The following is an 11835-nucleotide window of genomic DNA, read 5'->3' as shown; positions in this document are numbered from 1 at the left end:
TCTGTTTTCTACGGATGAGCAGATGTTCAGTAGATTGATGATTTGCGGCGTCGCGCTGCTGCTGATGGCGGTACAGGCGCGCGCGGAGACGATTGAAGACAAGGTGCAGGTCTGCGCCGGCTGCCACGGCGAGAATGGCAAGCCGGTCGACAAGACCATTCCGACGATCTGGGGCCAGCAGGCCGGCTATCTCTATATCCAGCTGCGCGATTTCAAGCGCGGCGATCGCAAGAGCGAGATCATGCAGCCGATCGCGGCGCAGTTCGAGCGCGACGACATGCTGGCGATCGCGGAATATTTCTCGCAGAAGCCGTGGCCTGACCTCGGCCAGCCGCGCGCGCCCAAGGACGTGGCGGAGAAGGCGGTCAGCGCCAGCCGCTCGGTCGGCTGCCCGGCCTGCCATCTCGATCGCTTCCAGGGCGACGGCACGGTGCCGCGGCTGGCCGGAATGGGACGGGATTATCTCGCCAAGACCATCGCCGATTTCCGCACCCGCGCGCGCGGCAACAATCCCGGCATGTCCGACCTGATGCTGGCAACGTCGCCCGACGACCTTGCCGCGCTGGTGGACTATCTGGCGGGGCTGTGAGCGGCGCTGAAGTTCACCCCTCGTTGCGGCTGATCTCCCTCTCCCCGTCCTTACGGTGAGAGGGTTGGGGTGAGGGGCTCTCTCCGCGAACACGGTGATAAACGTGCTCGTGGAAGCTCCCCTTCACCCGGAACGCATCTAACGATGCGTTCCGACCTCTCCCCGCAAGCGGAGCGAGGTGATGCGGAACTTGTTGCTCGATTCAACTCATCATGCCTCAGCGCGGCGTCAGCTCCTCGCGCAGCGCCGACAGGATGGTGAGATCGGCGGCGTGCTTGCCGGCCTTGTCGGCCAGCGCAGGGTCGGCGCCATGCGCCAGCAATGTCCTGGCAATCGCCGGATGATTGCCTTCGGCGGCGATCATCAGCGCCGTGCGGCCGCGCGCATCGCGGTCGTCGACCTTGGCGCCGCCTTCCAGCAGATATGAGACGACTTCCAGCGCCTGCGCCTCCGGCACGGTCTCATCCGGCCCGGCCGCCCACATCAGGAGCGTCAGATCGTTGGCGTAGCGCGCGTTGATGTCGATCTCGCGCGCGAGCAGCTGCTTGACGATGCCGAGCTGGCCGCCCGCCGCGGCATAGACGACCGGCGGCTTGCCGGTGTCGTCGGCCTTGCGGCCGTCGGCGCCGTGCGCCAGCAGCATGCGCACCACCATGTCCCTGCCGGCATAGGCCGCGGCCGCGACCGGGGAGGCGCCGCTGCGTCCGGTGAGATTGACGTCGGCGCCACGGTCGATCAGCCGCTGCACGATCGCGACATGGCCGCGCTCGGCGGCAAAATACAGCGCGGTCGATCCCGCGAGGTTGCGCGCATCGACCGGCGCGCCGCGCGCCAGCAGCAGGTCGACCATCGCAAGATGGCCGGAGCGGGCGGCGTGGCTCAGCGGCCTTGCGCCCAGCCGGTCCCGCGCATCGACCGAGGCGCCGTGATCGAGCAGCTCGGTGGCAAGGTTGATGCAATCGGCATTGGCGGCAGCGAACAGCGACAGCGAGATCTCGATCGCGCTGAGCCGGGCCTTGTCGGTTTCGTATTTGCGGATCAGCTCGCGGCACCGCGCCGGGTCGGCCGCCGCGAGGCTGCCGTGCACGCTACCGGCAACGATCAGCGCGGCGAGGGCGATGCGGCGATACAAGACGTGCTCCTCCGTATGGCGGATCGAGCGTCGCATGATCCTCCGTCGCTGCCAAGCCGCGCGGCCGGGAAGGGACCGCCGGCACCCGGCAGGCCATGCGCCGTCGCGGCGCCGCGGCGTTGCGCCATGCGTCCGAGCCGATGGACTTGCCGCATGCCGCGCGGCACGATGCGGGCGTCGACCCTGTCTGACGCGAGTCCTTGCCCGAATGAGCGACGATCTGTGTCTGCTGTCTGCCGTTGAGCTTCGCGGGCGCATCGCCCGCAAGGAGGTTTCGCCCGTCGAGGTTACGCGCGCGGTGCTCGCCCGTGCCGAGCGGCTGCAACCCGAATTGAACTGCTTCATCACGCTGTGCGGCGATGAGGCGATGGCGCAGGCAAAAGCCGCCGAGCGGCAAATCACGGCTGGCGAGCCGCTAGGTCTGCTCCACGGCATCCCCTTCACCGTGAAGGATATCGTCAACACCAAAGACATCCGGACGACCTTCGGCGCAGTGCCGTACCGGGACAACGTGCCCGACAATGATGCCGTCGCGGTGGCCCGTCTCCGTGCCCAGGGCGGCATATTGATCGGCAAGACCACGACGCCGGAGTTCGGTAGCAAATGCCTGACCGATTCGCCGCTGTTCGGACGGACGCGCAATGCATGGAGTGCCGAGCGGTCCAGTGGCGGCTCCAGCGGCGGAGCGGCGGTGGCCGTCGCGAGCGGCATCGCGCCGCTGGCGGTTGCGACCGATGGCGGCGGCTCCACCCGGATTCCTGCCGCCTGCAACGGCGTGGTCGGAATCAAGCAGAGCAACGGGGTGATCCCGCATAGCCAGGTGCAGGATGCTTTCGGCAACCAGACCTATGTCACACCGACCACGCGCACCGTTGCCGATACGGCGCTGATGATGCAGGCGATGGCGGGAGAGGATCCGTCGGACCCCTGGTCGATCGGGGTGCCGGTGCCCGACTATCTCGGGCTTGCGGCGCCGCGCGGCGACCTCAAGGGCCGGCGGGTGTTGTTCTGCATGTCGCCGCCGGGGCGTCCGGTGACGTCCGATGTGGCTGCGGCGTTCAAGGCAAGCCTCGACCGTCTGGCGAGCCTCGGCGCCGAGTTCGAAGAGTTTTCCGGCGACGGCTTTGACATCGAGCCGATCTGGCGTGCGATCAATCACACCGTCTGGCGCACCCGCTTCGAGAAGCTCGCGGCCGATCATCCCAATGATCTCAGCGCAACCTTCCTGAGGCAGCTCGCGCTGGCGGCGCAGGTCAGTGGTGTCGACTACCAGCGGGCGATGTTCGAGCGCACCGCGCTGTTCCGCCGGGTGCAGTCGTTGTTCGCGCGCGGCGATCTCCTGGCGATGCCGACCTTGACCCGATCGGCGCTGCCGATCGACCAGGACCTGTTCGGCACGATCGAGATCGACGGCCGGAGTTTCGACAGCGTGCGGCCGCACTGGTTTCCCTGGACCATGCTGTTCAACATGACCGGGCATCCAGCCGTCAGCATCCCCGCAGGTTTCGGCCGCGACGGCCTGCCGATCGGACTGCACCTGGTCGGCCGCTTCCGGGCCGATGCGGAACTGTTGCGCGTTGCAGCGTTGTTCGAGGCGGCGAGCGACTTGCTTGGTCGCTGGCCGACCTGATGTTGTCGGCGACGCTGATCGCGGCGTCGCCGGTTCAGCCGCTCTGCCCGGTGCTTGCATTGGCGATGGCGCGCGCGACATTGGCGATCACCTCGTTGCACTTCTCCATGGGGGCACTTGCCCCGGTCAGGTAAACCGTCACCACGATCGGCTTGCGGCCGGGCGGCCAGAATGCGCCGATGTCGTTGTAGGTGCCGCGCTCGCCGGTGCCGGTCTTGTCGGCGACCCGCCAGTCGCGGGGCACGCCGGCGCGCAGCCTTGCGTCGCCGGTTTTGTTGGCGACCATCCAATCCACCAGCTTCTGGCGCGAGGCCGCGGACAGGACATCGCCGAGCAGCACGCGCTGCAAATCCTTCAGCATCGCGACAGGACTCGTGGTGTCGCGCTGGTCGCCGGGCATGGCTTCGTTCAGCTCGACCTCCCAGCGGTCGAGCCGGCTGACATTGTCGCCGATAGTGCGGAAGAAGCTGGTGAAGCCGGCGGGCCCGCCGATCTCGCGCAGCAGCAGGTTGGCGGCGGTGTTGTCGCTGAGCGTGACGGCGGCCGCGCAGAGTTCGGACAGCGTCATGGCCGATCCGACATGCGCCTTGGTGACCGGCGCGTAGGCCAAGATATCCTTGGCCTCGATTTGCATCCGCTGATCGAGGCTGGATTCGCCGCGGTCGACCCGGTGCAGCACCGCGGCCGAGGCCAACGCCTTGAAGGTGCTGCACATCGGGAACCGCTCGTCGCCACGCCGGCTCGCGCGCAATCCTGTCTCCATGTCGAGCGCGGCGACGCCGAGCCGGCCGCTGGTCGCCAGCTCGATGCGCGCAAACTCCTGCTGCAGCCGCTGCGCCGGCTCGCTTGGTCCTGCCGCCGCGCCTTGCCGCGGCAGGGTGCAGGACACCGCAAGGCCCAGCGCGCGCAATCCAAATGTCCGTCTCGTCAGCATGTCGAATCTCCCGTTGGCGACGCGAACCTGCCGGGCGGCGTGACGGCGCACAAACAATCATTTATACAGCGAGACATGAGGAAAACTTGGTCATGACGCCGTGCGCCGGCATCTCCCGCTGAACGCGCTGCGCGCCTTCGAGGCCTCCGCGCGGTTGCTCAGCTTCACCCGCGCCGGGATGGAACTGCGCGTGACGCAGACCGCGATCAGCCATCAGGTCAAGCAGCTCGAGGATCTCCTGGGTACGAGCCTGTTCCGCCGGCTGCCGCGCGGGCTGGTGCTCACCGACGAGGGGCTGGCGCTGCTGCCGGTGCTGTCAGACGCGCTCGACCGGATCGGCGCCGCGATCGACCGCATCGAGGCCAAGGGCACGCGCGAGGTCGTGACCGTCGGCTGCGTCACGACGTTCGCGACCGGATGGCTCTTGCAACGGGTCGAGCGCTTCAAGCGCGCGCATCCCTATATTGATCTGCGCCTGCTCACCAACAACAACCGCGTCGACATCGCAGGCGACGGGCTCGATCTCGCGCTGCGCTTCGGCGACGGCTCGTGGCACGGCACCGAGGCGATCCATCTGTTGTCCGCGCCGCTCTCGCCGGTGTGTTGCCCCGACGCGGCGGACCGGCTGCGCAAGCCGTCCGATCTGGCGCAGGAATTCTTGCTGCGCTCCTACCGCGCCGAGGAATGGCCGCTGTGGTTTGCGGTCGCCGGCGCGCCGTGTCCGAAAATCCAGGGACCGATCTTCGACAGCTCGGTCGCGATGGCAGAAGCCGCCGCGCGCGGCGTCGGCGTCGGGCTGGTGCCGATCGCGATGTTCGAAAATGAGCTGGCCTCCGGCCGGCTGCTGCGGCCGTTCGCGGCCGAGGTCCCGGCGGGATCCTATTGGCTGACCTGGCTGAAGTCGCGAGAGGTGACGCCGGGCATGCGCGCGTTTCGCGACTGGCTGCTTGAGACGTTGCGGACGGAGGCGAGTGAGGTGGAGGACGCCGTTGCGCCTGCACCGCGGCGGAAGATCAAGACAAAGGCCAGACCGAAGCCGCGGACCAAGACCAAGCGGCGTTAACGTCTGACGACGTGACTTCAACTATCGTCACGATTATTTCGGGATTATCGAATAATGCCGCTGATTTGCCCGACATGTCAAGTGCCGTGTCGGACGCCCGCAGCCGCCGGCTACTTTGCATGGGGTTGTTTTCGATATTTTTGGCGGTGCGCTCCCGCGCCGGCTAGCTGTCGCATCTGGCGCGCGACCTACGCCAGATGGCACGCCACGGAATGCCCGTTCCTGCCTTCCAGCAGTTCCGGTGCGATCTGCCGGCAACGCTCCTCGGCGATCGGGCAGCGGGTGTGGAAGTGGCAGCCCTTGGGCGGATTCATCGGGCTCGGCACGTCGCCCTTCAGGCGGATGCGGTCGCGCTTCGCCTTGGGATCCGGCACCGGCACCGCCGAGAGCAGCGCCTTGGTGTAAGGGTGCTGTGGATTGCGGTAGAGATCGCTGGCCTTGGCGAGCTCGACGATGCGGCCGAGATACATCACCGCGACGCGGTCGGAGATGTGCTCCACGACAGAGAGATCGTGGGCGACGAACAGATAGGTGAGGTTCAGCTCGGCCTGCAGATCCTCGAGCAAATTGATGACCTGGGCCTGGATCGAGACGTCGAGCGCGGAGACCGGCTCGTCGCACACGATCAGCTTCGGCTCCAAGGTCAGCGCGCGTGCGATCGCGATGCGCTGGCGCTGGCCGCCGGAGAATTCGTGCGGGTAGCGCCGCATGTGTTCGGCCTTCAGCCCGACCTTGACCAACAGGCTCGCGACGCGGTCCTCGCGCTCGCTGGCCGAGGTCACGAGATTGTGGATGATGAAGGGCTCGCCGAGGATCGCGCCGACGGTCATGCGCGGGTTGAGCGAGGCGAACGGATCCTGGAACACGAGCTGCATGTTGCGCCGCATGGCGCGCAGATCGCCGCCGCCGAGGCCGGTCACGCTCCGGCCGTCGAACACGATTTCGCCCGAGGTCGGCTCGATCAGCCGCAACACGCAGCGGCCGGTGGTGGATTTGCCGCAGCCGGATTCGCCGACCAGCCCCAGTGTCTCGCCGCGGTTGACCGAGAACGACACGCCGTCGACCGCGTAGACCTGGCCGACCTCGCGCGAGAGCAGGCCGCCCAGCACCGGAAAGTGCTTCTTCAGATTGGAAACCCGCAGCAGCGGCTCGCTCATGACGCGTCTCCGAGGTGGCAAGCCATGCGATGGCCGGGTGCGATCTCGCGCAGCCGCGGCTCCTTTTCGGTACAGATGCTCATGGCGTATTTGCAGCGGGCGGCAAAACGGCAGCCGGGCGGCGGGTTGATCAGGATCGGCACCGAGCCGCCGATCGCCTCCAGCCGCGTCTTGTGCTCGGCGTCGAGATCGATGCGCGGGATCGAGCGGATCAGGCCCTGGGTGTAGGGGTGGCCGGGATTGCCGAACAGTTCGTCGACCGGCGCCTCTTCCACCACCTTGCCGGCGTACATCACGACGACGCGCTGCGCGGTCTCGGCGACCACGCCCATCGCGTGGGTGATCAGCATCACCGCCATACCGAAGCGTTCCTTCATGTCCTGCAACAGGTCGAGGATCTGTGCCTGAATGGTGACGTCGAGCGCGGTGGTCGGCTCGTCGGCGATCACGAGCTTGGGGCGGCACGCCAGCGCCATCGCGATCATCACGCGCTGGCGCATGCCGCCCGAGAACTGGTGCGGATAATGATGCACGCGGCCTGCGGCGTTGGGGATCTGCACCAGCTTCAGCATCTCGATGGTGCGCTCGAGCGCCTGCTTCTTGGTCACCGCCTCGTGGCGGCGCAGGCTCTCGGCGATCTGCTCGCCGATGGTCAGCACCGGATTGAGCGAGGTCATCGGCTCCTGGAAGATGAAGCCGATCTCCTTGGCCCTGATGTCGTCGAGCTCATGACTGGTCAGCGGCACCAGGTCGCGACCCTCGAAGATGATCTCGCCTTCGACGATCTTGCCCGGCGGCATCGCGATCAGCTTCAGGATCGACATCGCGGTGACGGTCTTGCCGCAGCCGGATTCGCCGACCACGCACAGCGTCTCGCCGCGGTTGATGCTGATGTCGACGCCGTCGACCGCCTGGAGGATGCCGTCGTCGGTGGTGAAATGGGTTTTCAGGCCCTTGATGTCGAGCAGCGCCATCAGATCACCTTGCGCGCGTCGAGCGCGTCGCGCAGCCCGTCGCCGATGAAGTTGATGGCGACCACCGCGATGAAGATCGCGCCGCCCGGAAACAGCGCCCAATGCGGGCCGATGTCGAGGAAGTCCTTGGCGTCATAGAGGATGCGGCCCCAGGTCGGCGTATCCGGCGGGAAGCCGAGGCCGAGAAACGACAGCGTCGATTCCGCGATGATGGCGGCGGCGACGTCGATCGTGCCGGCGATGATCACGGGTCCCAGCGCATTGGGCAGGATGTGGCGCACCACCTGGCGCACCGGGCTCGCGCCGAGCGCGCGCGCCGCCTCGACGAACTCCTTCTCGCGCAGCGACAGGAACTGGGCGCGCACCAGGCGCGCGACCGGCATCCAGCGCAAGCCGCCGATCACCAGCACGATCAGGATGAAGATGCCGCCCTCCGGGCCGAACATCGCCTTCAGCCCGTCGCGGAACAGATAGATCAGCATCAACAGCAGCGGCAGTTGCGGCAGCGACAGGAACAGATCGGTCAGCCACATCAGCGCGTAGCCGAGCGCGCCGCGCGACATGCCGGCGAGCGCGCCGATCAGCGTGCCGACGAACACCGAGACCAGCATCGCGGCGAGGCCGACCGCGAGCGAGATGCGCCCGCCATAGATCATGCGGGCGAGCAGGTCCTGGCCGAGATCGTCGGTGCCGAACGGATGCGCCAGCGATGGCCCCTGCAGGCCGGCCACGACGTCCATGTCGCTGATCGAGACGCGCCAGACGAACGGGCCGATCACGACGGCCGCGATCAAAAGCAGCAGCAGCACGGCGCTGACCACAGCCGGCCGGTGCCGGCGGTAGCGCCGCCAGGTTTCGCGCCAGGGCGAATAGCCGCGCCGCTCAGCGGAAGGAGATGCGAGGGTCAAGCCAGCCATAGAGGACATCTGCGATCAGGTTGAACAGCACCACGAGACACGCGAAGACGAAGGTCACGGCCATCACGACCGGCGTGTCATTGGCGAGGATGGAGGAAATTAGGAGCGAGCCGATGCCGGGAATCCGGAAGATCTGCTCGGTGACGATGGCGCCGCCGAACACGGCGGGCATTTGCAGCGCAATGAGCGTGACGACCGGGATCATCGCGTTGCGCATCACATGCTTGACGATCACCTTGGCCTGCCCGAGCCCCTTGGCGCGGGCGGTGGTGACATAGTCGAGCCGGATCACGTCGAGCATCGCCGAGCGCACGAAACGGGTCATCGACGCCGCCTGGAACAGACCGAGCACCATTACCGGCATGATCGCCTGCCGGATCATCTCCAGCAGCCAGGGAATGCCGCTGCCCGGCACGTCGGTGTAGACGAAGGGCAGCCAGTCCAGCTTCACCGAGAACACCAGGATGAACAGGATGCCGGTGAAGAAGGTCGGCAGCGAGAAGCCGATGAAGGCGAAGGTGTTGGCGAGCTGGTCGAAGATCGAGTAGGGCCGGGTGGCGGCATAGACGCCGACCGGGATCGCGATGAGCAGCGCCAGCAGTTGGGCCGAGCCGATCACGTAGAGCGTGGTCGGCAGCCGCTGCAGGATCAGGGTGTCGACATTGATCCGGCTGACAAAGGAGAAGCCCCAGTCGCCCTGCGCCATCGCCGCGAGCCAGTGCAGGTAGCGAAGATAGATCGGGTCGTCGAGGCCGAACTTGGCGCGCAGCGCGGCCTGCACCTCGGGCGGCACGTTCGGATTGGTCGCGAGCTCGCTGAACGGATCGCCCGGCGCGAGCGCCAGCACCACGAACAGCACGAGCGAAATCCCGAGCAGGCTCGGGATCGCGATCATCAGGCGACGCAGGATATATTGACTCATCGAGAGATCATCTAACTAACGCTCGCACCTTGAGCACGTTGACCTTGCTTCCAGTCGAAAGGCGAGCTTCACGTCGCCCCGCGTGCGGGGTGAGGTCGGAATTCAAGCACAGCTTGAATCCGGGTGAGGGGGACTCTCCACGAACTCACCTTCCAACGCATTTGCGGATAGAGCCCCTCACCCGACCCTCCAAGAGCGAGCTCCGCTCGTCTCGACCCCGTAAGAACGGGGAGGAGGGAGAAGATGCACCTACTCAAGCACCGAACCTGTGCCCGTGTCTCAGGTTTCACGATACCAGTCTTGCAGATTGTCGGTCTGGTTGGCCCAGCCGGAGAGCGCGGGCCGCACCGTGTTGGAGCAGGCTTCCACCGCGAGGCGGTGCATCACCGGGATCACCACCGTGTCCTGCCACATCAGATCGTTGCACTTGATGTAGAGCTCGGCCCGCTTGACCGGATCGGTCTCGGTATCGGCGGCATCGACCGCAGCGTCGAAATCCTTGTTGACCCAGCGCGGAAAGTTGCGGCCCTGCCACTTGTTCTCCTTGGTGGCCAGCTCGCGCGAGTGGTAGCGCCGCATGTGCAGGGCGGGATCGGGCTGCGTCATCGGGATCTGGAACATCTCGATGTCGGCATAGAACTTGGAATAGGTGTCGGGGTTGGCGACGTCGGAGGAGAAGAACACCGAGGCCACCACCGACTTCAGCTCGACGTCGATGCCGGCCTTCTGGCAGGCCTGCTTGACGATCGCCTGGGTCTTCTGCCGCGGGCCGTTGATCGAGGTCTGGTACAGGAGCTTCAGCTTCTTGCCGTCCTTCTCGCGGATGCCGTCGGCACCGGCCTTCCAGCCGGCCTGCTCGAGCAGCGCGCTCGCCTTCTCGACCGAGAATTCCCATTTGGTGTTCTTGGAGACGAACTCCTCGGGGCCGTTGAGATAATTGGCGGTGGCGCGGCCGGCGCGGCCGTAGATCGCCTTCTTGACGGAATCGCGGTCGACCAGCAGCGCCAGCGCCTTGCGCACCGCCGGGTCCGACAGGATCGGATGCTTGGTCTTGATCGACGAGCGTTCGCCGTCGACCTCGGTGTTCGGGTCGGTGAAGTTGATGGCGATGAATTCGATGTCGCCGCCGACGGCATAGAGCGTCTTGCCCTTGCCGCCCTTTTCCAGCCGCAGCAGCACCTCGTCCTCGACCTGGATGTTCCAGGCGAAATCATATTCGCCGGTCTGGATCACCGCGCGCGCCGCCGACACCGCATCGCCGCCGCCCTTCATCTCGATCGTGTCGAAATAGGGCCGGTTCGGCATGTGGTAATCGGGGTTGATCTCGCCGCGCACCAGATCGCCCGGCTTGAACTCGACGAATTTGTAGGGGCTGGTGCCGACCGGCTTCAGGTTGTTCGGCGCCTCGCGCGACTTGCTGCCCTTGTACTCGGCGAACAGATGCTTCGGGATGATGCAGCCATAGGCGCCGACGAACGCGTTGGCCCAGAACGGCGTCGGATCCTTGAACTTGATGCGGACCGTGAGGTCGTCGACCTTCTCCACGGTCATGCCGGAATAGGTGCCGCTCGAGACCGCCGCGGTCGCGGGGTCGGTGGCATATTCCCAGTTGAACACGACGTCGTCGGCGGTGAAGGGTTTGCCGTCGTGCCATTTGACGCCGGGCTTGAGTTTCCAGACCACCGTCTTGGCATCTTTGGAAAGTCCGCCGTTCTGGATCGAGGGGATTTCGGCGGCGAGGATCGGGTTGAGATGGCCGTCGACGTCCCAGCTTGCCAGCGGTTCGTAGAACAGCCGCGAGCCGTCCTGGTCCTTGGTGCCGGTGGCGAAGTGCGGATTGAGCAGGGTCGGGCCCTGCCACCACAACAGCTTCAGCGGACCACCGCCGCCGCGCTTGGTCGGCTTGTAGGGATTGGGGCTCTGCGCCATCGCGACGCCGCCGATCGCAAGAATCTGGTTGGCCATCGGCGCGGTGAGGCCGACGGCAATCATTCGCTTGACGAAGGCGCGGCGATCCATCCGCCCGTCCTTCACATCGTCGATCATGCCACGCAGATTCTTGTCGAACATTGTCCCCTCGGTCCGGCTCAATTGGCTATTGCGGCGGGCCGTGGAACCGGCCGCCGTGTTGGCGGCAGGATGGCACACCGAATGATCGCGAAGGTCAACGCCTCCCGCCCTTCAGTGCCTAGGTCTTTTGGCTATCGCTTGTGCAGAACCTCCCCCCGCCGCACATCGGTTCAGCAGATCGGCGCCAAAAGCGCGCCCTGGCGCGCCTCGCAGTGCGGAAAATTTGTTCGTTATCCTTTGTTCCGAGATGCTTTTTTGCCACGCAGGCCGGAGTCCGCGTCTGAAGGCCGAGCTATCGCATATGCGACCGATCCCTCCCCAAACTCGTCCTGCCCGGCCTTGTGCCGGGCATCCGCGTCTCCGTTTCCGCGTGAGAAAGATGTGGATGGCCGGAACAAGCCCGGCCATCACGATGTGGACATGCGATTGCTTGATCCCGGACAGCAG

At 66.1% G+C, this 11835-nt stretch carries 10 protein-coding genes; 3 read left to right on the top strand and 7 right to left on the bottom strand.

Annotation, left to right across the window (positions count from 1 at the left end):
* The first annotated feature begins 22 nt into the window (after positions 1-22).
* Positions 23-589, top strand: coding sequence for a c-type cytochrome (locus tag E2I15_RS22920; RefSeq protein WP_246667985.1), 567 nt, complete (start codon positions 23-25; stop codon positions 587-589).
* Positions 590-806: 217 nt separating this feature from the next.
* Here E2I15_RS22920 and E2I15_RS22915 read toward each other — a convergent pair whose 3' ends face one another.
* Positions 807-1721, bottom strand: coding sequence for an ankyrin repeat domain-containing protein (locus E2I15_RS22915; RefSeq protein WP_170991455.1), 915 nt, complete (start codon positions 1719-1721; stop codon positions 807-809).
* Between the two features lie 208 nt (positions 1722-1929).
* Between E2I15_RS22915 and E2I15_RS22910 the strand changes: the two genes are divergently transcribed.
* Positions 1930-3351 carry an amidase gene (locus tag E2I15_RS22910; protein WP_137477995.1) on the top strand — a complete coding sequence of 474 codons (1422 nt, stop codon included), beginning with the start codon at positions 1930-1932 and terminating at the stop codon, positions 3349-3351.
* Positions 3352-3385: 34 nt separating this feature from the next.
* On the opposite strand, the gene bla is transcribed toward E2I15_RS22910, so the two are convergent.
* Positions 3386-4285 (bottom strand): class A beta-lactamase, encoded by a 900-nt coding sequence (gene bla, locus E2I15_RS22905; RefSeq protein WP_137477994.1) that lies wholly within the window; start codon positions 4283-4285, stop codon positions 3386-3388.
* A gap of 100 nt (positions 4286-4385) precedes the next feature.
* Here bla and E2I15_RS22900 point away from each other — a divergent pair, with 100 nt between their 5' ends.
* Positions 4386-5348: a LysR family transcriptional regulator gene (locus E2I15_RS22900; RefSeq protein ID WP_137477993.1), complete on the top strand. Its 963-nt coding sequence runs from the start codon at positions 4386-4388 to the stop codon at positions 5346-5348.
* A 188-nt stretch (positions 5349-5536) separates the two neighbouring features.
* Here E2I15_RS22900 and E2I15_RS22895 read toward each other — a convergent pair whose 3' ends face one another.
* From E2I15_RS22895 to E2I15_RS22875, 5 genes are all read right to left on the bottom strand, one after another.
* The gene (locus tag E2I15_RS22895) at positions 5537-6505 is read right to left on the bottom strand and encodes an ABC transporter ATP-binding protein (RefSeq protein ID WP_137477992.1); all 969 of its coding nucleotides are present in this window, start codon (positions 6503-6505) and stop codon (positions 5537-5539) included.
* Positions 6502-7482, bottom strand: a complete 981-nt coding sequence (locus E2I15_RS22890) for an ABC transporter ATP-binding protein (protein ID WP_137478231.1) — start codon at positions 7480-7482, stop codon at positions 6502-6504. The genes E2I15_RS22895 and E2I15_RS22890 overlap by 4 nt, the downstream gene beginning before the upstream one ends.
* Positions 7479-8396 (bottom strand): ABC transporter permease, encoded by a 918-nt coding sequence (locus tag E2I15_RS22885; protein ID WP_028334911.1) that lies wholly within the window; start codon positions 8394-8396, stop codon positions 7479-7481. The genes E2I15_RS22890 and E2I15_RS22885 overlap by 4 nt, the downstream gene beginning before the upstream one ends.
* Complete coding sequence (locus E2I15_RS22880; RefSeq protein WP_016842735.1) at positions 8362-9318, bottom strand: ABC transporter permease; 957 nt, start codon at positions 9316-9318, stop codon at positions 8362-8364. Before E2I15_RS22880 ends, E2I15_RS22885 begins: the two co-directional genes overlap by 35 nt.
* A 279-nt stretch (positions 9319-9597) precedes the next feature.
* Positions 9598-11388: a peptide ABC transporter substrate-binding protein gene (locus tag E2I15_RS22875; protein ID WP_137477991.1), complete on the bottom strand. Its 1791-nt coding sequence runs from the start codon at positions 11386-11388 to the stop codon at positions 9598-9600.
* Positions 11389-11835 lie beyond the last annotated feature (447 nt).

The sequence above is a fragment of the Bradyrhizobium sp. BR2003 genome, assembly GCF_009720285.1.
In the GTDB taxonomy this organism is placed as follows: domain Bacteria; phylum Pseudomonadota; class Alphaproteobacteria; order Rhizobiales; family Xanthobacteraceae; genus Bradyrhizobium; species Bradyrhizobium elkanii.
This window is presented reverse-complemented; position numbering and strand designations above follow the sequence as displayed.